Origin of the sequence: Treponema denticola ATCC 35405, assembly GCF_000008185.1 — a bacterium.
GTDB lineage: Bacteria > Spirochaetota > Spirochaetia > Treponematales > Treponemataceae > Treponema_B > Treponema_B denticola.
This window is the reverse complement of sequence record NC_002967.9, coordinates 2,190,259-2,210,675: the sequence shown is the minus strand read 5'-3', so window position 1 is coordinate 2,210,675 and position 20,417 is coordinate 2,190,259. Positions and strand designations below refer to the sequence as shown.

The 20,417-nt window shown below is 39.0% G+C and carries 20 protein-coding genes; 13 read left to right on the top strand and 7 right to left on the bottom strand.

Translation table 11 applies throughout. From position 1 onward, the window contains the following. Nucleotide 1 precedes the first annotated feature (1 nt). Nucleotides 2–1,624: a ClC family H(+)/Cl(-) exchange transporter gene (locus tag TDE_RS10305; protein ID WP_002680026.1), complete on the bottom strand. Its 1,623-nt coding sequence runs from the start codon at nucleotides 1,622–1,624 to the stop codon at nucleotides 2–4. A gap of 203 nt (nucleotides 1,625–1,827) precedes the next feature. On the opposite strand from TDE_RS10305, the gene TDE_RS10300 reads away from it, so the two are divergent. From TDE_RS10300 to TDE_RS10270, 7 genes are all read left to right on the top strand, one after another. After that, nucleotides 1,828–3,903 carry a hypothetical protein gene (locus TDE_RS10300; protein WP_002680025.1) on the top strand — a complete coding sequence of 692 codons (2,076 nt, stop codon included), beginning with the start codon at nucleotides 1,828–1,830 and terminating at the stop codon, nucleotides 3,901–3,903. Nucleotides 3,904–4,061: 158 nt separating this feature from the next. Next, complete coding sequence (locus TDE_RS10295; protein WP_010957173.1) at nucleotides 4,062–4,286, top strand: DUF3801 domain-containing protein; 225 nt, start codon at nucleotides 4,062–4,064, stop codon at nucleotides 4,284–4,286. A 60-nt stretch (nucleotides 4,287–4,346) separates the two neighbouring features. Next, the gene (locus TDE_RS10290; protein WP_002680024.1) at nucleotides 4,347–6,185 is read left to right on the top strand and encodes a recombinase family protein; all 1,839 of its coding nucleotides are present in this window, start codon (nucleotides 4,347–4,349) and stop codon (nucleotides 6,183–6,185) included. An 80-nt stretch (nucleotides 6,186–6,265) separates the two neighbouring features. Beyond that, a complete protein-coding gene (locus TDE_RS10285; RefSeq protein WP_002680022.1) occupies nucleotides 6,266–6,448 on the top strand; it encodes a transposon-encoded TnpW family protein in 183 nt (60 codons plus the stop codon). Nucleotides 6,449–6,551: 103 nt separating this feature from the next. Continuing rightward, complete coding sequence (locus tag TDE_RS10280; protein WP_002680020.1) at nucleotides 6,552–7,487, top strand: acyl-CoA thioester hydrolase/BAAT C-terminal domain-containing protein; 936 nt, start codon at nucleotides 6,552–6,554, stop codon at nucleotides 7,485–7,487. Nucleotides 7,488–7,597: 110 nt separating this feature from the next. Then, nucleotides 7,598–7,849, top strand: a complete 252-nt coding sequence (locus tag TDE_RS10275) for a DUF3847 domain-containing protein (protein WP_002680014.1) — start codon at nucleotides 7,598–7,600, stop codon at nucleotides 7,847–7,849. A gap of 195 nt (nucleotides 7,850–8,044) precedes the next feature. Further along, on the top strand, nucleotides 8,045–8,809 hold the full coding sequence (locus tag TDE_RS10270; RefSeq protein WP_002680012.1) for a class I SAM-dependent methyltransferase: 765 nt from the start codon (nucleotides 8,045–8,047) through the stop codon (nucleotides 8,807–8,809). A 297-nt stretch (nucleotides 8,810–9,106) separates the two neighbouring features. Here the strand turns inward: TDE_RS10270 and TDE_RS10265 are convergent, their stop codons facing one another. Beyond that, nucleotides 9,107–9,499, bottom strand: coding sequence for a DUF3784 domain-containing protein (locus TDE_RS10265; protein ID WP_002680010.1), 393 nt, complete (start codon nucleotides 9,497–9,499; stop codon nucleotides 9,107–9,109). Between the two features lie 239 nt (nucleotides 9,500–9,738). Between TDE_RS10265 and TDE_RS10260 the strand changes: the two genes are divergently transcribed. From TDE_RS10260 to TDE_RS10240, 5 genes are all read left to right on the top strand, one after another. Beyond that, entirely contained in the window at nucleotides 9,739–12,483 is a 2,745-nt protein-coding gene (locus TDE_RS10260) for an FAD-dependent oxidoreductase (protein ID WP_002680008.1), read from the top strand. Between the two features lie 18 nt (nucleotides 12,484–12,501). Further along, nucleotides 12,502–12,843, top strand: coding sequence for a hydrogenase maturation nickel metallochaperone HypA (locus tag TDE_RS10255; protein ID WP_002675609.1), 342 nt, complete (start codon nucleotides 12,502–12,504; stop codon nucleotides 12,841–12,843). A gap of 27 nt (nucleotides 12,844–12,870) precedes the next feature. After that, nucleotides 12,871–13,533: a hydrogenase nickel incorporation protein HypB gene (gene hypB / locus TDE_RS10250; protein WP_002680006.1), complete on the top strand. Its 663-nt coding sequence runs from the start codon at nucleotides 12,871–12,873 to the stop codon at nucleotides 13,531–13,533. A gap of 97 nt (nucleotides 13,534–13,630) precedes the next feature. Then, nucleotides 13,631–14,338, top strand: coding sequence for a hypothetical protein (locus TDE_RS10245; RefSeq protein ID WP_002680004.1), 708 nt, complete (start codon nucleotides 13,631–13,633; stop codon nucleotides 14,336–14,338). A 34-nt stretch (nucleotides 14,339–14,372) separates the two neighbouring features. After that, the gene (locus TDE_RS10240; protein ID WP_010957169.1) at nucleotides 14,373–15,053 is read left to right on the top strand and encodes a zinc metallopeptidase; all 681 of its coding nucleotides are present in this window, start codon (nucleotides 14,373–14,375) and stop codon (nucleotides 15,051–15,053) included. Nucleotides 15,054–15,055: 2 nt separating this feature from the next. Here TDE_RS10240 and TDE_RS10235 read toward each other — a convergent pair whose 3' ends face one another. From TDE_RS10235 to TDE_RS10215, 5 genes are all read right to left on the bottom strand, one after another. Beyond that, a complete protein-coding gene (locus TDE_RS10235) occupies nucleotides 15,056–15,847 on the bottom strand; it encodes an SAM-dependent methyltransferase (RefSeq protein ID WP_002679999.1) in 792 nt (263 codons plus the stop codon). A 44-nt stretch (nucleotides 15,848–15,891) separates the two neighbouring features. Next, nucleotides 15,892–16,446: a GNAT family N-acetyltransferase gene (locus tag TDE_RS10230; protein WP_002679998.1), complete on the bottom strand. Its 555-nt coding sequence runs from the start codon at nucleotides 16,444–16,446 to the stop codon at nucleotides 15,892–15,894. Between the two features lie 295 nt (nucleotides 16,447–16,741). Beyond that, nucleotides 16,742–17,347: an MptD family putative ECF transporter S component gene (locus TDE_RS10225; protein ID WP_002668121.1), complete on the bottom strand. Its 606-nt coding sequence runs from the start codon at nucleotides 17,345–17,347 to the stop codon at nucleotides 16,742–16,744. Nucleotides 17,348–17,363: 16 nt separating this feature from the next. Beyond that, nucleotides 17,364–18,872, bottom strand: a complete 1,509-nt coding sequence (locus tag TDE_RS10220; protein ID WP_002679996.1) for an ABC transporter ATP-binding protein — start codon at nucleotides 18,870–18,872, stop codon at nucleotides 17,364–17,366. An 11-nt stretch (nucleotides 18,873–18,883) separates the two neighbouring features. Continuing rightward, nucleotides 18,884–19,732 (bottom strand): energy-coupling factor transporter transmembrane component T, encoded by an 849-nt coding sequence (locus TDE_RS10215; protein ID WP_164920605.1) that lies wholly within the window; start codon nucleotides 19,730–19,732, stop codon nucleotides 18,884–18,886. 77 nt (nucleotides 19,733–19,809) lie between these two features. On the opposite strand from TDE_RS10215, the gene infC reads away from it, so the two are divergent. Beyond that, nucleotides 19,810–20,394, top strand: coding sequence for a translation initiation factor IF-3 (gene infC, locus TDE_RS10210; protein ID WP_002668127.1), 585 nt, complete (start codon nucleotides 19,810–19,812; stop codon nucleotides 20,392–20,394). Nucleotides 20,395–20,417: the final 23 nt, after the last annotated feature.

The window sequence follows — 20,417 nt, the reverse complement described above, 5'->3', positions numbered from 1 at the left end:
CTCACTCGACTTGAGCCATCTCTGCAATTCGCTCTAAATGGAATTCGACATAGTGTCCTTGAGTTAAAACCACCAGTCTGTCGCCAGCCGAAATAGAGGTACTGCCGTCAGGGATTATTTCTTCTTCGCCCCTAGCAATGCTTACGATTAAACAGTCATCAGGCCATTGAATGTCCATAATTTTCTTTCCGTCCAAAAAAGATTCGGGAGAAACGCATACTTCAAAAACCTGCTTGCCGTGATCTTCTGCTTTTTCTTTTTTATTTGCAAAATCTTCACTGTTTAAAATTTGTTTTAAAAGCACCTCGTCATTCGGCGGCGACTTTATTATGTTTGCCGTAATGTATGCAGCTGCCGTGGTCAGCACCAAGCCTCCCAAATGGAAAAGGTCTCCGCTTGTTTCTGCAAGAAGAACTATGGCTGTAATCGGAGCCTTTATTACGGTAGTAAAAAAGGCGGCCATCGCAAAGACCATCAGGTTTACGGCATATTGAGCTTCAATTAAATTAAAATAAACCAAGATGTTCGAAAATATAATTCCCGTCAAGGCTCCGCATGAAAGAAGTGGAACAAATATGCCGCCTATGGCTCCGGAGCCTGCCGAAAGGCCTGTAAAAATTATCTTTGCCGCAAGAATCAGAACGAGCATGGAAAGCGGAAAGCTGTGTTCTGCAATGGCTTCAATCAGATGATCTCCTCCGCTTGCCGCAAGGGGTAAAAAAATACAGACAGGTACCGAAATAAGATACGGAATCAATGGCGAAAATTGGGGAGGAATCTTTAATTTTCTGTACATCTTTTGAGATGTATAAATCGATTTTTTAAAAAGATGCCCGATCAGGGCTGCCGCAGCCCCCATCAAAATTAGCCAGCCGAAATATTTTATAGGGAAAAGTTGAAGACCGTGAAAATCAAAAATAGCTCCCTGCTTAAAAAATAATGAAGTTGCAAGGTCGCCTGCAAAGGCTCCAAGCATTACGCAGGTTAAAAGGAGTGGGCTTAGATATTGATGCAGGTCTTCTATAGCAAAAACGATTCCTGCAAAGGGAGCTCCGAAAGTTGCGGCAAGCCCTGCTGCAGCACCGCTCGTTACAAGGCAGACTCTTTCAATATGGGAAGTCTTGCCGATTTTTTCAAAGGCACTTCCTATGTATGCTCCGATTTGAACGGAGGGGCCTTCCCGCCCGACTGAAAGGCCTGCACTTATGTTTAAAACACCGCCTAAAAATTTTAAGGGTAATTCCGGCCATGGACTCATATCGAGCTTTTTCATAAATTTACCCTTGATTTGTGAAACCCCGCTTCCTTTTATCATAGGATATTTTTTGATGATAAAGCCCATAAAAAGCCCCAGAACCGTTACCGCCAAAATTAAAACGCCAAAGCCGAATACCGTACCGAACTGTCCGCTTACTGCCTTATCATAAACATCAATTCGTAAGCTTGAAAGAAAATCGATGGATTTTCTAAATGCCGTAATGGCAAGTCCTGTGAGGATTCCCACTATAAAACTTTCTCCGGTAATAATAAGATGATTGCCGTACCAATTTTCAAGAATTTTCTTTGTGCTTAAACCCGTGTATTTCATCTTTGATATTATATAAATAAGTCTTTTGCCTGTCAATTAAAATGCGCTCCAAATATCATGGAAAGCAAGATTAATGAAAAATGTAAATCCTTACCGTGTCGGTTGACAGTGTCTTATTGCGCTTTTTGACATCACAGGCGGTTTAATAAAAATATTAAAAATCGATTTTCATAACCATAAATACCCTCTTGATAAAAAAACAATGACGTGCTACTTTAACTTTTAGATTGGAGGAAAACTTGAAAAAACATATTTGGAAATTTGCAAGATTCGGCGGGGTAACTCAGTTGGTGTTTGAAACTGCCGATGATATTCTTAATCTGAGGCAATTAGATCAAAAGCTTTGGACTACATTAGCGATGCCGACAAAAGGCATTTTCTTTAATCCCGAAACGGCTGCCATACTGGATACGGATGCCGACGGATTCATCCGCCCTCCGGAAGTTTTAGATGCCGTCGATTTTTTAGCAGAAAGTTTACAGGATGTCGGTATCATCATGAAAGACGGCGATACACTTTCACTCGGCGATATAAAAAGTACCGCAATTGCCAAGACAGCGGAATGGGCTTTAAAAAGTCAGGGAAAAACAGGCAGTATAATTTCACTTGCGGATATTGTAAACGAAAATGAAATTATAAAATCAAATGAACTCGGAGAACTATCTGATAATGACAGCGATGATCTCCGCCTGAAAAAAGTGCTTTCACTGTATGTAAAAGAAAATATAAACAGCACGAGTGAAGCCATCTTTGACATGTTTACTAATGACAGGAACCAATGCCTCCAAAACACCGAAGATTTAAAAGCCGTCAGTGCCGGTTTGGAAACCGCATCGATGCTAAAAGCCGTTGCCGCTTTTGAAGCCGTTAAAAACAAGATAGATGACTTCTTTGTTCGTTGTAAACTTTTGACCTATGTCAATGGAGAAAACACCCCGCTCACCGACTACAGTGAAATTTTTAAAAACTTCACTACTGTTGAATTGGACACATCCAGCGAAAAATTACGCGAGCTTCCCATTGCATTGCCGAATACCGAAATGCTTTTGGACACACAAAGCAAAATAAACCCGGCTTGGGCAAATGAAATAAAAAAGCTCTACGCAGATGCTGTTTCACCTTTATGCGGAGAGATTTTGGTACTGACAGAAAATGATTGGAAAAATATTTCACAAAAAATTTCCGACTTTACTACGGTGTATTCAAAGCAGGCTGAAATTAAGGCTGCAAAAATCAATCCTCAGTTTTTGGAAACAAAGCTCAATCAAAAAGATGAAATTATCACGGAAATAAATGAACGGTTGACCTTTGAAAAGGAAAAACAGCACATCCAATCGCTTAAAAAATTATTGCTCTTTCGAAAAGACTTTTTTACACTTTTAAAAAATTATGTCAGTTTTTCCAACTTTTATACCGGAGGAGAAACGGCCTTTCAGGCAGGCGTTTTATTCTTTGACACAAGGGCAACAACCTTGTGCTTTGAATTAAACGGAGATGACCGACATGCAACCTTGGATATTTTGTCGGGAGCGTATTTACTTTACTGTGATATAACACGAGGAATAGCCAAGCGAAAACTTTTGGCTCTTTTAACCAATGGCGCTTCTGACAATATTGTTGTTGGAAGAAATGGTTTGTTTTATGACAGAGATGGAAACGATTGGAACGCAACTATTACTAAAGTTATTGCCAATCCGGTCAGTGTGCGTGAAGCGTTTTTCTCACCGTATAAAAATTTAGCCCGCATGATTGAAGAGCAAATTGCAAAAAAGGCAAATGCAGCAAACGAAAAATCGGATGCCCTCGTTGCAACGGCCGCAGACAAAACGGTCAATATGCCGAAAGAAGCGGCGGCGAGTTTGCCGAACAAAAAGCTTGATCTCGGGACTATTGCTTTAATCGGAACAGCAATAGGCGGAATTTCAACTCTCATCGGAAGCTTACTTCAAGCATTATTCGGCTTAGGCTTGTGGGTACCTATCGGACTCATCGGGCTTATACTGATTATATCGGGGCCGTCGATGATACTCGCCGCCATGAAATTGCGCAAACGAAGTATCGGTCCGATTCTTGAAGCAAACGGCTGGGCGATTAATGCACATGCAAAAATCAACATTCCTCTTGGAAGCTCGCTTACAAAATTGGCATCATTGCCGAAAAACGCACGGCTCGCACACCTTGACCCGTTTGCCGAAAAGAAAAAGGGTAGAAATATTTTTATTGCCGTTTTAATCCTGCTGCTTGCAGCTGCCGGTGTTTTTTGCTATTTTTATCTTATTAAAAAAACGGGTATCTATCCGTTCAATCTAAAATAAAACCGAAAACACACAAAGGGGAGATGGAGCACCATTCGTCATTCCATCTTCCTCTTATTTGTCGAATTGACGCACTTTCGGAATAGTGAAAATCACTGCTCCTTGACAATATCAAAGACTTTGAAGGAACAGCCAAGAAGTATGGAATTGATTTTGCTTTGAAGAAGGACATTTCAGAGAATCCACCAAGATATTTAGTTTTCTTCAAGGGCCGTGATGCAGATGTGATGGAACCAGCCTTTAAGGAGTATATGGCGAAGAATCTCCGTAAGGAGAAAAAGCCATCCGTGAAAAAGGCGCTATCTGCTTTCAAGGAAGCTGCGAAAAAAAATCACAAGACTCGTGAGAAAGTTAAAGTGAAAGATCGTGGGGTGGAGCTATGAGTGATTCTTCACATCGGAAACAGGAGTGATATATAGACACGAGAAAAGGAGGATAATGCCATGATAGAATACACAAACAAAATCACAGCACTATACTCCCGCCTTTCAGTTGGTGATGAAGATAGAGATGGTGGCGAGAGTAATAGTATTGTCAATCAAAAAGCATTTTTAGAAAGGTATGCAAGAGATAAAAAGCTGATAAACATTCGCCATTATATCGACGATGATGAAAGCGGTAGGTTCTTTGACCGTTCAGCTTATACACAGATGATAAGCGATGTAGAGCAAGGCAAAATCGGAATTGTCATCATGAAAGATATGACAAGATGGGGAAGAGATTATCTCCAAGTAGGAAATGCGATGGAGATATTTAGAAGAAACAATGTACGCTTTATCGCTATCAATAACGGAATAGACAGCATTGACCAAAACACATTGGAATTTGCTCCCTTTATCAACATCATGTCAGAGTGGTATGCAAGAGACATCAGCAAGAAAGTAAAGACAGGAATTAAGACCAAAGGAGCAAACGGAAAGCCTGTCGCAACAGAAGCTCCATACGGCTATATAAAAGACCCTGAGAACAAAGATTATTGGATCGTTGATAAAGAAGCTGCCGAAGTTGTAAAACTCATTTTCAGGCTATTTATGGAGGGGAAAAACAGAAATCAGATAGCCGTTTATCTGAAAGAAAAAGAAATACTAACCCCAACCTTTTATATGAAACGACAAGACAGAGGAACAGCCAAAAGCAAACCTCTCAATGAAGAAAACAGATACAACTGGAACAAAGCAACCATAACACGCATACTGAAAAGACAAGAGTATTGTGGCGATGTAGTCAACTTCAAGACCGAAAAGCATTACAGAGATAAGAGAAACCATTATGTAGATAAAAGCAAATGGCAAATAACAGAAAATGTCCATGAGCCGATAATAGATAGAACTACCTTTGAAAATGTAGAGCGTATGTTAAAAAACGCACCTGTAAAAAGACCAAACGGAGATGGAGAAATTCACGCATTATCAGGACTGATGTACTGTAAAGATTGCGGAACAAAAATGCACATTCGCACCATACACAAAAACGGAAAAGTACAGCATGTAACCTATTGTAGTGAATATGCCAAAGGAAAAGCAAAGCACCCTAAATGCAACTCCCCACATCGTATTGATGTAGATGAAGTTATGGAAAACATCGCAGAAGTCTTACGAAAGATAGCACAGTATTCTTTGGAAAATAAAGCAGAGTTTGAAAAACTTGTAAAAGAAAGTCTGTATAAAGAGCAGACCGAGGAAGTCAAGAAAAATCAAAAGCGTATGCCCCAAATCACAGACCGAATGGAACAGATAGAAAGAGTGATGAATAAGCTCTATGAAGATAATGCACTTGGAAATATGGATACAGAACGCTATGAACAGTTATCAAGAAAGTATGCAGAAGAATACTACACCTTAAAAGCAGAAAAAGAAGAAATCAAAGAACGCTTATCCGAATGCGAAAATGCAAATCAAAGAGCAAAGAAATTTATCAGACTTGCAGAAAGCTATTCCAACTTTGAAGAACTTACCCCAACCATTATCAATGAGTTTATCAGTAAAATCGTAGTGCATGAAAGAGATGTAAAAAGAGCAAGATATGTTGTTCAGCGAATAGAAGTTTATTTTAACTATATCGGAAAATTTGAAAATGAACTTACAAAACAGATAGAGCCGACAGAACAAGAAATGCTACAAATGAGAGAAGAAATAGAAGAAGCAAAGAAAGAAAAAGCACGAGCATATCGTAGAGCATATTACAAAGAATACCGAGCTAATAATCTTGAAAAGTGCCGAGAGTATGAAAAATTAAAAGCAAGAGAATATAGAGCAAAAAAGAAATTGCAAGCAACAACCTAAAATTAAATATCAACCAATCGCAAAAGAGGTTTCCTAATCACAGGAAATCTTTTTTTGTGCAAGTCGAAAGGAGGAACTAAATGGCAGAAAATGAGAAAACAGATATTAAAGAAATACAGACAGAAGAACATCAAAAGCCTGATGGCATTCTTACAAAAAAGATAAATGGAAAGACCTTTGTAACAGAGATATATTTTGATAAAAAGAGTAAGGAAACATTTCAAGATAAAATGTTCAAAGTTATACATTCAAAGGGTAAATAGTAGTGAGTAGAGAAATATGACAGTAGAAAAATATCGAAAAAAATGCTATAATATTAGTCAATATAGATAAACAAATTTGAAGTTGAAGAGGAGAAACTTTCCCATGAAGAAAGAAATCAAAACAATAGAGAAAGATGGATATAACGGCGTATACTGGCCGAATCCGAACGGCAGTAAATATTGCATGATTGCCATGCTTGGTGATGATACAAAAGACATGATGGCAAAGGGTGGCGTCAAATGGCTTCAAAAGAAAGGTCTGAACGTCCTCACAATGTCACCGGCCCCAAAAGATTACGGTCACCATAACTATCCACTCGAACGTTTTGAGAAGGCACTTGCATTTCTGAAGACGATGGGCAATGAAGAAATCGGTATTATGGGTGCCTCGACAACTGGTATGCTTGCGCTTGTCGCAGCGTCATACTTTTCGGAAATAACGCTTACGATAGCCATTTCTCCTTCTGATTTTGTGATGGAAGGTTTTTATCAGGATGGGAAAGACGGGGCTCACGAACGTCCGGGAGACGGAGAGTCATCTGTTTCATATCACGGTAAGCCGCTTCCTTATCTGCCCTATGCGTATCGCCATCCGGAATACTGGCAGAAAATATCTGAGGAAACCAAACGGCGTGGCGCGATGGTTGCCAGTCGCGATTTGTTCGATGAATCGGAGAAAAGGCATCCCGTGCAGGAAGCCGAGAAAATAAAGGTGGAGAATATAAAGGGTCGCATTCTGCTGATTGGTGCGGAGGATGATGTACTTTGGGATACCTGTAAATACATTCGTAGAATGGAAAACAGGCTGAAAGAAAGGGACGCGGATAACAGTGTAGTTCTCATGACCTATGAACATGGAACGCATTTTATTTTTCCGCAGACCATGTTAACAGGCATTCTTCCTGTGGGTTCCGGGCTGTTTATCAGCATGGCTTTTAAGGAGGCAAAGCAGTATCCTAAAGAGTGTAAGCAGACGAGGATTGAAGTTGATGAGCGCTTATCGGAGGAACTAAAGCAGTGGATAAATTCGGCTCGATAAATCCCAGTTTGTAGAACTAACAACTTAATAAAAATTACCACAGGAACAGTAAATCAAAAAAGGTTTACTGTTTTTCTTTACTCAAAATTAGAAAGGGAGGAAACGAGAAAATGAAAAACATTGAAGAAAAAATCTTAATGGCAGATGAAGAAATCAAGCAGTTACAAAACAAAAGGAAAAAGCTCATCAGTCAGCAGAAACAGGAAGAACGAAAAAAGAGAGATAAAAGAATATATGAAAAAGGAGCAGTCTTTGAAAGTATCTTTACAGAAAGTAAAAATCTAACCAAAGATGAATTTTATCAGCTAATAACAAGTCAAAGAAATAAAGATGAAATCAATCTTAAAAATCATAGAGAGTAGAGAAATTGCAACAAGAAAACAGAGAACTATCACAGGAAAGAAGCAAGAATTAGACCTGTACAAATTGGCTAAAAAAATGGTATAATATTACAAACATCGAGTAAAACAAATTAGAATTTGTAGAGGTGAGAAAAATGTAATGGCAACACATCCAACTTAAATCGAAATAGTATAAAATTACGAGGAGATTATAAGATGAACAATTATATAAAATTAAATGAAGATAGATGGAATAATGTAAAAAATGACTATACTGAACCATTGACACATGAAGAATTAGAAGAAGTTAGAAATAATTCAATTTCTGTTGCATTAACTGTTGGGAAAAAAGTTCCGAAAGAATGGTTTGAAAAAGCCAACGGAAAAAAGATATTAGGTTTAGCTTGTGGTGGTGGACAGCAGGGTCCGGTTTTTGCTATAAAAGGTTATGATGTAACCATAATGGATTTTTCTAAATCACAATTACAAAGAGATGATATGGTTGCTAAAAGAGAAGACTTAAAAATCAATACAGTTCAAGGCGATATGACAAAACCATTTCCATTTGAAAATGAAACTTTTGATATTATTTTTAATCCGGTTTCAAATGTATATATAGAAGATTTAGAAAACATGTATAAAGAAGCCTCTCGAGTATTGAAAAAGGGTGGACTGTTAATGGTCGGATTTATGAATCCTTGGATATACATGTATGATGCTGACATTGTATGGGACAAACCCGATGAGGAATTACTTTTAAAGTTTTCAATACCTTTTAATTCAAAAGAGCTTGAAGAGGAAGGCAAAATAACCATAAATCCGGAATATGGATATGAATTTAGCCATACCTTAGAAACTCAGATTAGAGGACAACTTAAAAATGGTCTCGCTATGATAGATTTTTATGAATCATGTGATAAAAGACATAGATTATCATGTTATGGAAATGACTATATAGCTACACTCTGCATTAAACTATAATATTAAGGAAGACGCAGGCCAAGAAGATTGAGAAAAAGAATCCCCATCATTACCATTTCTGTCCGGCTTGTTGAAATGCTCTTGATGTGGCAAAGGGATGTATGGCAATGTAGGCAGAAATATTTTTATCTTATTAAAAAAACGGGTATCTATCCGTTCAATCTAAAATAAAACCGTAGACACACAAAGGGGAGATGGGGTACAATTCGTCACTCCATCATCCCCTGCGAATTGTGCGTTACATTTAAAAAGCATTTCTAAAAATCCTACAAGTTTTTTATAGCGCTCAAATAGCGTTTACCCTGCAAAAATAACTACAGCCAAAATAATCAGAATAACAATATTTATAAACACAATAAAGGGAATAACTTCGTTTAGTCTTTTTTTATTTTCTTTTACCAAGAGGATTGAAACTGCAATCATCGTAAAAATTACATAGACTGCTATTACAAGTTTTTCGGTTTGCTTGGATATTTGAAAAAATTGAAAAAAAAGGCCTACTGCCAAGGAAAGGACTGAAATAAAATAAAGGTAAAACCCTACATGTTTGCCTATGGAAGAGGCATTGTATTCTTCTTTTTCCTCTTTGCTCATCATATTATAACCTGCAATCAAAAAATAGAATTTAAACTTATGAATTAAAATACCGAAAACCGCAAGCACTGCTGCAATTATATAAAAAGTTATCATTCCTTCCTCCAAAAACGTTTTTACTTTTAAATTATAGCATGATAGGTTCTTGTTGTAAACTATAAGCCTGCATTAAAGAATCTTTGCTCTCCTTGCGGTTTATTTCAATTCAATTTTATCTTAAATCATTTTTATTTTTCTATTTACTTTTTTCTACCTTTATGATAAAATTCAAAATTAAGTGCCTGCGGATAAATCCGCAAATGAGTTAAACATTATTTACTTTTATGGAGCGTTTTATGAGTAAAAAAGACAAGCCTAAAAAAATCTTGTATGCAGTCGATTATAAGCCGAAAAGAAAGAGCCCCTTTCTTTTGGAATTTGCCAACCATCTAAACCGAACAAAACCCGGTTCCAAAAGGTCAATTACCTACGATGACCCCGAATACTATGTTATGGAAAACATCGTTACCGACGAAATGGCAAAGGTCGGTATGTTTTTAAAAATCAGAACACCTCTAAGTGCTCAAGATATATCTCCCCTATGCGGAAAAACCGTGGAGGAAACCGAGAAGATTCTTTGGGATTTGGCCTATGTAGGCTGCTGTATTACAAATACCATTGACGGAGTAAATAAGTACTGGACCGAAATATGGGTTCCCGGCATTATGGAAATGATAAACAACAACAAGGAGCTGACCTCAAAGCATCCCGAAATAACCATAGCCTTCGATGCCTACGGAAAAAAGAAAGGAGAAATAGCTCCCGGTATCTTGCCCATGGGTGTTTCCCCGATGAGGGTTATTCCTATCGAAAGTGCAATCGAAAGCGATACCCATCATGCAAGTTACGAAGAAATTTCTCATTACCTAAACCAGCACACTCTTTTTAGTGTTTCAGATTGTTCTTGCCGAACGGTGCGCGAAAAGATGGGAGAAGGCTGCGGACATCTAAAAGAAGATATGTGTATCCAGATGGGACACGCCGCCGAGTATTATATAAAGACCGGAAGAGCGAGGCAGATTACGCGTGAAGAAGCCTTTGAAATTATAAAAAGAGCTGAAGAAAACGGGCTCATGCACGATATTCCGAACCTTGACGGAGAGGGTAAAACTCATGCCATCTGTAACTGCTGCGGATGCGGCTGTCTTGCTATCCGAAATGCAATTATGTACAGAAACACGGATTTTTCACGCTCAAATTATATCTCCGTAATTGACGAAGAAAAATGTGTAGCCTGCGGCGAATGTGTAGAGCATTGCCCTTCAAATGCCCTAAGGCTGGGACAAAAAATCTGCTCGTCAAAACCTATCCCCGAAGAAAAAACCGTAAAAACTCCCAGAGACCATCGATGGGGGCCTGAAGACTGGAATCCAGATTACCGTACAAACAGACAGGTTGTAGTAAAAACCGGAACCAGCCCCTGTAAGGCAAACTGCCCCGCCCACATAGGAGTTCAAGGTTATATCAAACTTGCGGCTCAGGGAAAATACAGGGAAGCCTTGGAGCTTATAAAACTTGAAAACCCCTTCCCGGCAGTCTGCGGTCATGTATGTCCCCGTTATTGCGAGCAGGGCTGCTCAAGGCTGGGGCTTGATGAAGCCGTTGCCGTCGACGATATAAAAAAATTTATAGCAGAGCAGGATCTTAATTCCGAGCACCGCTATGTTCCTAAAAAGAAAAGATACTATCACGATAAAAAAATCGCCATTATAGGAGGCGGCCCCGCAGGTCTTTCCTGTGCCTATTATCTTGCAATAGATAATTACGATGTAACCGTCTTCGAAAAAGAAAAATCCTTGGGCGGAATGTTAAAATTCGGTATTCCCTCATTTAGGCTCGAAAAAAATGTTCTTGATGCCGAAATAGATGTTTTAAAAGAACTGGGCGTAAACTTTAAAACCGGAGTCGAGGTAGGAAAAGATGTAAGCCTTGATGAACTTAGAGCTCAGGGCTTTAAGGCCTTTTACCTTGCAATCGGGGCTCAAAAGGGAAGGCTTTTAGGCATTGAAGGCGAAGATGCGGCAGGCGTAATTACCGGTGTGGACTTTTTAAGGGAAGAAAACTTAAATGAAAGCAAAAGCCTTTCAGGCAAGGTAATCGTTATCGGGGGCGGAAATGTCGCCATTGATGTAGCCAGAATGGCAGTCCGTGCAGGCGGCGAAGAAGTTTCCATGTTCTGTCTTGAAAAAAGAGAAGAAATGCCTGCCCTTCCTGAAGAAATCCATGAAGCCGAAGAAGAAGGTATAAAGATTACAAACTCATGGGGCCCCAAACGCATTCTTGTTACGAACGGAAAAGTGAGCGGAGTCGAATTTAAAAAATGCCTTTCCGTTTTTGATAAGGACGGAAGGTTCAGCCCAAGCTATGACGAAAACGACACTATGACTGTAGAATGTAGTTTCGTTATAACCTCTGTAGGTCAGGCCATAGATCTAGGTTCTATCTTAGAAGGTTCCGCTTGCGAAATAAACAGAAATCAAACCGTAAAGGCAGACCCAATCACCTATCAAAGTGCTCAAAAAGATATCTTTGTAGGAGGCGATGTATTGACAGGCCCTAAATTTGCCATAGATGCCATCGCCCAAGGAAAAGAAGGGGCCATCTCGATTCACCGTTTTGTACATCCGGGACAAAGTTTGGTTATGGGCAGAACAAGGCGGGATTATAAACCCCTCGATCGTGAAAATTTGGAGCTTGCAGGCTTTGACAGACTGCCCCGCCAAAGAGCGGAAGAACCTTCCGGCGAAGAAGGAAAAAAGACATTTAGGGATTTACGCAAAACATTAACCGAAGAACAGGTAAAGGCTGAAACCGAGCGCTGCTTAAAATGCGGAGCCGTAAAGGTTGACGAATACATGTGCATAGGCTGCGGAATGTGTACGACCCGCTGCCGTTTCGGAGCTATCAGCTTAAAGCGTGTTTATGATGCTCACCCAAGCACCCTCGAAAAGCTTAAAGGTGTGGTTATAAGAAACATGGTAAAGAGGGAAGGCAAGATTTTGTTTAACAAGATTTTTAAGTCTTCTCCCAAGAATAAATAGAAAACCGGATTTAAGTTTATGCACGAATTAAGTTTGGTCATGGAAGTTGTACGCAGGGTTGATGCAATCGCTAAGTCCAATAATGTCAGCGAGGTCGACACAATAGTTTTACAGATCGGCGAAATTGCAACCGTTGTGCCTCATTTTGTTCAAGCCTGCTATCCTGCTGCCATAGACGGAACATGGATGGCAGATACAAAGCTGAAAATCGAAATGGTAAAGGCTTCAGTCCGATGCAATAATTGTAACAAAGTTTTTGACCCGATAGAATATCACGGCGTATGCCCGGCCTGTTCTTGTGATGAACATGAGATTCTTACAGGACGGGAATTTGTAATAAAAGAAATTGTGTGTTATTAAGTTTTTATTTTTCAAAAGGAAAATATGATGCAAGAGTTTAAGATTATCGAAATTAAAGAAGGTGTTTACGAAACAAATAATGCCCATGCAGAAAAGCTGCGTAAGAAGTTAAAAGAAGAAAAAAAGTTTCTTTTAAATTTGATGTCATCTCCGGGTTCGGGAAAGACGACCTTGCTGAAAGCAAGCATTGAGGCACTAAAAAAAGATTTTAGAATCGGTGTTATGGAAGCCGACCTTGATTCGGCCGTAGATGCCGAAACCATTTCACAAACAGGAGCAAAGGTAATTCAGCTCCATACGGGCGGAATGTGTCACTTGGATGCCGATATGACGGAACAAGGTTTGGAAGCTCTCGGGATTGCCGACCTTGATCTTATCTTCCTTGAAAATATAGGTAACCTGATTTGTCCCGCAGAATTCGATACGGGAGCCTTAAAGAATGTGATGATTTTAAGCGTTCCCGAAGGAGACGATAAGCCCTTAAAATATCCTCCGATGTTTCAAGTTTGCGATGTTCTTTTAATTACAAAAATGGACGCCTCAAGCTTTTTTAATTTTAGTCTTGAAAAATGTACAGGATACGTAAAAAAGCTCAATCCTAATATAAAGATTTTCCCCGTTTCCGCATTAAAAGGGGACGGAATGGAAGCTTGGATTGAATGGCTGCGTTCTGCCGTAAAAGGGATTTAAGTTTATCATGTTTTTTGATAAGCGTTTTCTTTTGAAACTTTTTGACTTTATTGTACTTTATATCTATATATGGTATAAATAAATAGGAGAAGTGAAAATGAAATATATTAAAACAATTATGTTTGTGTTGATTGCAGGTCTTGTTTTGACGGCATGTGCTCCAAAAGCCGATGTCTTTGTTCAGGCATCGGGAGATGTTGTCGTAACCTTGGATATCCAAACAGGGAAAACAATAGATGCCCTCCTCGAAAATGCGGCTCAGTTTACCGAAGAAGAAAAGGCTAAAAGCCCTTCTATCTTTAATATCGAAGAAATAAAACAGCAGCTTGAATCTAAAGGGATAAAAGTTCTAAACATGACTACCAATTCGATAGCGGGTATAAATGCAAAAATAAAAATCATGAATAAGGACATGGATAGTGAAAGCTCTTTTGTAAAAACCGATATGAAGACAGGTCTTTTGTCCTTGAGTATAGGCCCCGACAATATAAAAGAATTTGTAAATTTACTTTCCGAGGACGACAGGGAATATATCGAGCTTTTAATGGCTCCGGCCATAACGGGTGAGCCTATAGGAACTGCGGAATATGAAGAGCTTATTAAGGCTGCCTATGGAGACAAGCTGGTCTCCGATCTAAAGAAATCGAAGTTTCATGTTTCTATTACCTGCCCTAAAAAAATTAAAAGCATCAAGATTACTCCTTTCGGCCATTCTTCTAAAGACGGAAATAAGGGAACCGTGGATATTCCCCTATCCGAGTTACTTTGTGTAAGAGACCCCATCTTCGTTGAGGTCAAATTCTAAGTCAAGGTTAAATTCTAACTTTTTGGAGGTGTTTATGTATTTCGATTATTATTATTTGGTTTTGGTTGTTCCGACTCTGCTGTTGTCATTGTATGCACAATTTAAGGTAAAGTCTGCCTTTTCAAAATATTCCCAAGTGCAGACCATGAGGAAGATATCGGGTAAGGAAGCTGCCGCTCTTCTGCTTAGATCAAATTCCATTTCTAATGTAAGCATCCAAAGAATCGGGGGGAGTTTAAGCGACCACTATGATCCATCTCATAAAGTTTTACGCCTTTCTGAACCAGTATACGATAAGACCTCGATAGCAGCCGTAGGAGTCGCTGCCCACGAAACCGGCCACGCCATTCAGGATAAGGAAAAATACGCACCCTTGGTCTTACGCAGCACCTTGGTGCCGGTTGCAAACATAGGTTCGACTGCAGGCCCTTATTTAGCTCTTGCAGGTATTATCTTTAGAATGAATTTGCTTCTCAACATAGGCATTATTCTTTTTGCCTGTGCTGTTTTATTCTATCTTATAACTCTTCCTGTTGAAATCGACGCTTCAAGGCGTGCCCTAAAAGTCTTGGAACACAATGCCGTTTTAAACCAAGAAGAACTTAAGGGTGCAAAAAAAGTTTTATCGGCTGCCGCCCTAACATACGTGGCCTCAGCCCTCACAGCTATGGCAAACTTATTGCGCTTAATTTTAATTTCGCGGGATAGAAGATAAGCTTAATTCTTTTGAATAAGAGAAAAATATATGGGCCCGGCTCCCTCCGCCTTATCGGGAAGAAAGCGGAATCCGTATCTTGTCTTTTCGGGGGAAATGGGGCCAAGGCCATCGAGCTTTTCTTCAAGCCTTACTTTTTCTTTATACTTTTTTATGAGCTTTTCAATTAAAAAATCGTTTTCTTCATCGGCGAGGGCACAGGTCGAATAAACTAAAAACCCCTTAGGTTTAAGGAGCAAAAAGGCCGCAGATAAAAGAGCCCACTGTCTTTGGCTTAAATTTTTTATGCGGGCTTCAGTCCACTGTTTCAGGTATTTTTCGTTTTGGAGAACATGCCTCTCGGAAGAGCAGGGAGCATCCAGTAAAATTCTATCATAAAGTTCTTGGCCGTAGCGGGGCATTCGGGAAGCATCATAGGAAGAAACCCTTATCCGTTTTCGAGTTTCTTCACTTAAGTGTTCATCAAGAACCCTTATAAGCCTGTTCCGCCTATCGGCAGAAAGTTCGTTTGCCTGTATTTCGGCATTCTCTTTAATCCTGCTTAAAAGGACTAAGGTTTTCCCTCCGGGGGCGGCACACATGTCAAGGCAGCTCCCTTCTTCAAGGACGGGCATGGCTCTTGCCGCCTGAATGCTTGCATAATCCAAATAGTAGTTTTGTATGAGGTTTTCGCTGTAGGCTTCAGGTTTTCTTTCTTCTAAAAGGGCGGCTTTTAAGCTCTGCCATCTTTCCCCAAAAATCGAAAGATAATAGCTTTCAAAGCCTTCAGCTCCGCTTAATTTTTGCTTTTTCATAGCCGCTTATTCTAAGAAGGTTTTCCGATAAATCAATCTATAAATCAACCTAGTTCAAACTCAGGATGCTTTGCGTAAAAGTCTTCAGGGATAATATCCATTAAGATTATGTCGTGCATTTTACGGTTACGGATTAGAGCTCCTCTCCTTGCGCCTACTTTTTTAAAGCCAACCTTTTCATAAGCCTTAACAGCTCTTTCATTATAAGAATATACGTTTAAGATTATGTTGTGTAAGTTTAGTTTTTGATAGGCATAGTTTATGAGAAGGCACATAGCCTCGGTACCGTATCCCTTTGACCAGTAGGCCTTGTTACCTATAAAGATACCGAGCTCAGCCGTTCTATTTATATGATTGATACTCATAAGCCCCATATTTCCTATAAGCTCATCGGTTTCGGAATCTACTATTGCGTAATTATGCTCTTTTGAAATTCTGTCGATTATAATGCGCTCGGCTTCAAGGCTTATAATCGAAGAAGCAAAGTTAAGATATTCAGCCACTTCCTGATCGTTTGCCCAGACTGTGTATTTTTCCGCATCTTCAATTCTCATTGGGGCAAGATAACATTTTTTTCCGATAAGTTTTTTGATGTACATAATTTCTCCAATTTTTTGAATTATATTTGAAAAAAGTAGAGTTGTCAATAGAATTTGTTTTATGCCTACTATTATGTTATACTGTTTTTATGAGTACTACAAGAAAAACGCACTATTAAAGATTGGCTGATTGATAAATAAACCGCAGAGAGAGTTGAGCTTCCGCACAACTTGGTAAATAGTGCAAATAAATTTGAGGATGCCGTAGTATTATTATCCTTAAAATTCTCTTGTGCTCTTTGCGTCCGCTGCGGTTTATTTAATTGACATTTGAATTTAGTGTTTGACCTTTGTCTTATTTTATTCCGGAATTTTTAAAATGTTTTCCTAATATTTTGGAGCCTATAAGAACTCCTGCAAAGCCCAAGACAAATGTCGCAATTAGGATGATGACGCCGAGGTATCCTGCGCTTGCTGCAATGCTTTGTTCCACCTGAGCTTCATTCATCTGCATTCTTTCAAAGCAGAATTTTTTATAATGCTCTACAAAGAAAAGGACCGGAATAACGCCTCCTGAAGCACTTCCCAAGCATATAAAGCCGCTTGCAATGGCTATCGTATACTTGTTCTTATACTTTGAGGTATTGGCTGCTATGTCGCCCAGTAAGGCGCCGATAAACATACCTATCAACCATGGAAGATATCCCATTCCTAAAATCAAAACAATCATAATGAGCAAGAGCTGGCTGATCGTAAAGACACCGAATTTGGGGACCTTGATAGCCAAAAACAAATAAATTGTTCCGACGACAAGCCCGGTGATGGCAGGCGAAAAGGCATGTAAAAAGGGATTTATTGCCGCAGTAACAAAACCTATGACCATAAAAACCGCAATATAAACTACGGTCATTATTCCGATAAAAACAAAATCCTTTGTTTTAAATTTGTTTGACTTTTCCATAAAGTCCTCCATAATCTTATAAATATGTGGAAAAAATACTTTCCAGTTTTTTATCGTTTTTTTCAAGCCTTGAATCTAAGGCTATTTTTTTATCCTTTAAAAGAATCAGCCTGTTGCATATCTTCGAGATAAATTCAAAATCATGGGTTATTATAAGCACTGCCGAAGTCTCGGCTATCTCTTCGATAAGTTCTCCTACCCTGACCATATTTCCGTAATCCAAGCCGCTTGTCGGTTCATCGAGAATTGTAAGCGGGCAGCCTCGAACATAGGTGGCCGCTATTATAAGCCTCTGTTTTTGTCCCATCGAAAGAGAAAAGGGATGCTCATCTTTATAATCGTAAAGGTTGAGTTTCTTTAAGGCTTTTTCTATTTTTTCGTTTACGTTTTCAAGCTGTTTGTTTCCTATCAAAAGCTCGGAAAAAACATCGGCACCGAAAAGCTGATATTCAACATCTTGAAGAACAAAATTTGTGCGGCTCACTCTTTCCTTTTCGTTTAAAATTTTTTCTCCGAATTTAATGCTTCCGGCAGATTGGCGGTAAATACCCGATATGATTTTTGCGAGAGTTGTTTTTCCCGCTCCGTTTTTTCCGGTAAGGGCGGCAATGTCGTTTTTGTAAAGGTCTAAATTAACCGAGTTTAAAATTTCGGTTCCGTCCTTAAACGAAAACGAAATATCCGAAAGGCTGCATATTTTTTCGGCTTCCGTATCGGAGTTAAATTTATTATGTACAGGGCCGATGGGTTCCGCTTCATTTTCATTTGTAAAAAGATGTAAACTTCTTAAACCTTTAGAATTTAACTCCGTATTTGTAAGGGCTAAAAATTCTTCACGAGTGTATTCGTTTTGTATACTTCCTTCATTTATATAGATAACTCTGTCAAAAAGATCTTTTAGATAATGAAGGCGGTGCTCCGCTATGATTACGGTAAAACCTCTTTGTTTTAAAATTTTTAAAATATCGGCCAGGATAAGGATAGAGTTAAAATCCAGATTGGACGAGGGTTCATCAAGGACTATAATCTTAGGCCTCAAGGTTAAAATCGAGGCAATGGCTATTTTTTGTTTTTGCCCGTTCGAGAGGCTCTCAAGTTTTTCGGTTAAAAGATTTTCGATATGTAAAATGGAACAAACTTCGGCAATCCTTTCTATAATTTCATCGCGGGAAATTCCGTAGTTTTCGCAAGGAAAGCTGAGTTCCGAAATTACGTCATCGGTAAAAAACTGACTCTTGGGAGACTGAAAAACCGAGCCTATGTCTTTTGAAATTTCATCTATGCTGAAATTCGAAATATCTTTTTCATTGATAAAAACGGAACCTGAAAATTCTCCTTCGTAAAACCGAGGAATAAGGCCATTGATGCATTTTGTCAGCGTAGATTTTCCGCAGCCGCTTATGCCCGTAACAAGTAAGAATTCTCCTTTTTTGATATTAAGAGAAGTCTTTTTTAAATTTGCTCTTCCGTCTTTTGAGGATTCATATATAAAAGAAACATCTTTTAATTCTACTGCCGTATTCATTTTATCGTCCTTTAAAAGAGCCTCATAAATACGGAATCGAAGTCGAATATGATTGCGGCACCGACAACAAAAATGGATGATAGGGCAAAGACATAATCTATTATTCCGAATTTGATTTTAAAAAGCTCTGCTGCAGTTTTTGGGGATTCTGCTCCTTTTACGAGGGCCGCAGCAGTCATGTCGTCTGCAAGCGAGGTTGCTCTAAAAAGAACCGGAACGAGGGCGTACTCCAGACTTTGAATCGGATGAAAAAAGATATTTTTTGTTCCTATTTCGATTCCTCTCATTTTCATGCTGTTTGTGATTATGGTCATCTCTTTTTTTATGGTAGGCAAAAAACGTACAGCAACCGTAAAGCCGAGCATTATTCCCTTTGGGAGCTTCATTTTGTTTAGAGAGCTTACGAGGCTTTTTGTATCTACCTTGTTAAAAATTACCATTGCCGCCATAAGGAAGGGTAAAAATTTTTGCACACCCATGGCAATAAGAGAAACGGAGTTAATCAAAAACTGTATGGGAAGGCCGAACAGGGCTTTTATCCCAAAAGGAAGAGCGAGTGCTAAAAAGAATATGAAGATATATTTTACTGCCTTTTTGTACATCTTAAAAAGGCATACAATGCCCAAAGACACCAAAAAAATAAAAATATTTGCAGAAATAGACGAAGAAATCGTAGTTATGAGTGAAAGCATAATGTTCAAAAACACTATTGTTCTCGGATCCAAGATAGTCCGTTTTTTTGAAGTGTAGACTCTTATTTGCTCTGCCAGAGCTGTAAACTCGTTTGATTTTTCGGTATAAAAGATTCCGCTTTTTATTTCCGAATTTAAGCATACCGTATTGTTAGACATGGGCGACATATTAACCGAAAATTACAACTTTGTCAATATAGTTTTTCGTCGTCCTAGCCTTGACTATTTTTTTTATTTTCGATATAATGAACCCTAAATTTTATTATATCGCACCGATAGGAAAGGGTGCAGAAGGAGAATCGTTGGCTGAAGTAAAAGGTTTGCGGATAAATGATCAAATCCGCGTGAGAGAGGTTAGGTTAATCGGGGTTAATGGAGAACAAGCGGGTATTGTTCCCACTATTGAGGCTGTAAAAATGGCCGCAGAAGCCGGACTTGACCTTGTTGAAGTTGCACCTACCGCGAAGCCTCCGGTTTGCAAAATAATAGATTACGGTAAATATCGATTTCAAATGGAGAAAAAGCTCCGTGACTCCAAGAAAAATCAAAAGCAGCAGATGATGAGAGAAATCAGAATGCAGCCTAAGATACACGACCATGATCTTGAGTTTAAATCCTCGCATATTAAAAAATTTCTTGACGGCGGCGATAAAGTAAAGGTAACCGTGCGTTTTTGGGGACGCGAACTTGCTCATACTGAGCTCGGTTATGAAGTTTTAAACAAGGTTTTGGAAAAACTGGGGGGTGAAGAAGCCTGTACCCTCGAGAAAAAACCTGCTATGGAAGGACGGACAATGTCTATGACATTGAGTCCAAAACAAAAAAAATAAGCTTATAATAAATTTTGGAGGTA

Excerpts from the sequence above, each read along its gene's own strand:
- TDE_RS10260 (WP_002680008.1), top strand. The coding sequence starts at position 9,739 with ATGAGTAAAAAAGACAAGCCTAAAAAAATCTTGTATGCAGTCGATTAT.
- TDE_RS10290 (WP_002680024.1), top strand. The coding sequence starts at position 4,347 with ATGATAGAATACACAAACAAAATCACAGCACTATACTCCCGCCTTTCA.
- infC (WP_002668127.1), top strand. The coding sequence starts at position 19,810 with ATGAACCCTAAATTTTATTATATCGCACCGATAGGAAAGGGTGCAGAA.
- TDE_RS10280 (WP_002680020.1), top strand. The coding sequence starts at position 6,552 with ATGAAGAAAGAAATCAAAACAATAGAGAAAGATGGATATAACGGCGTA.
- TDE_RS10270 (WP_002680012.1), top strand. The coding sequence starts at position 8,045 with ATGAACAATTATATAAAATTAAATGAAGATAGATGGAATAATGTAAAA.
- hypB (WP_002680006.1), top strand. The coding sequence starts at position 12,871 with ATGCAAGAGTTTAAGATTATCGAAATTAAAGAAGGTGTTTACGAAACA.
- TDE_RS10245 (WP_002680004.1), top strand. The coding sequence starts at position 13,631 with ATGAAATATATTAAAACAATTATGTTTGTGTTGATTGCAGGTCTTGTT.
- TDE_RS10285 (WP_002680022.1), top strand. The coding sequence starts at position 6,266 with ATGGCAGAAAATGAGAAAACAGATATTAAAGAAATACAGACAGAAGAA.
- TDE_RS10265 (WP_002680010.1), bottom strand. The coding sequence starts at position 9,499 with ATGATAACTTTTTATATAATTGCAGCAGTGCTTGCGGTTTTCGGTATT.
- TDE_RS10225 (WP_002668121.1), bottom strand. The coding sequence starts at position 17,347 with ATGGAAAAGTCAAACAAATTTAAAACAAAGGATTTTGTTTTTATCGGA.
- TDE_RS10275 (WP_002680014.1), top strand. The coding sequence starts at position 7,598 with ATGAAAAACATTGAAGAAAAAATCTTAATGGCAGATGAAGAAATCAAG.
- TDE_RS10240 (WP_010957169.1), top strand. The coding sequence starts at position 14,373 with ATGTATTTCGATTATTATTATTTGGTTTTGGTTGTTCCGACTCTGCTG.
- TDE_RS10255 (WP_002675609.1), top strand. The coding sequence starts at position 12,502 with ATGCACGAATTAAGTTTGGTCATGGAAGTTGTACGCAGGGTTGATGCA.
- TDE_RS10235 (WP_002679999.1), bottom strand. The coding sequence starts at position 15,847 with ATGAAAAAGCAAAAATTAAGCGGAGCTGAAGGCTTTGAAAGCTATTAT.
- TDE_RS10230 (WP_002679998.1), bottom strand. The coding sequence starts at position 16,446 with ATGTACATCAAAAAACTTATCGGAAAAAAATGTTATCTTGCCCCAATG.
- TDE_RS10220 (WP_002679996.1), bottom strand. The coding sequence starts at position 18,872 with ATGAATACGGCAGTAGAATTAAAAGATGTTTCTTTTATATATGAATCC.
- TDE_RS10215 (WP_164920605.1), bottom strand. The coding sequence starts at position 19,732 with ATGTCGCCCATGTCTAACAATACGGTATGCTTAAATTCGGAAATAAAA.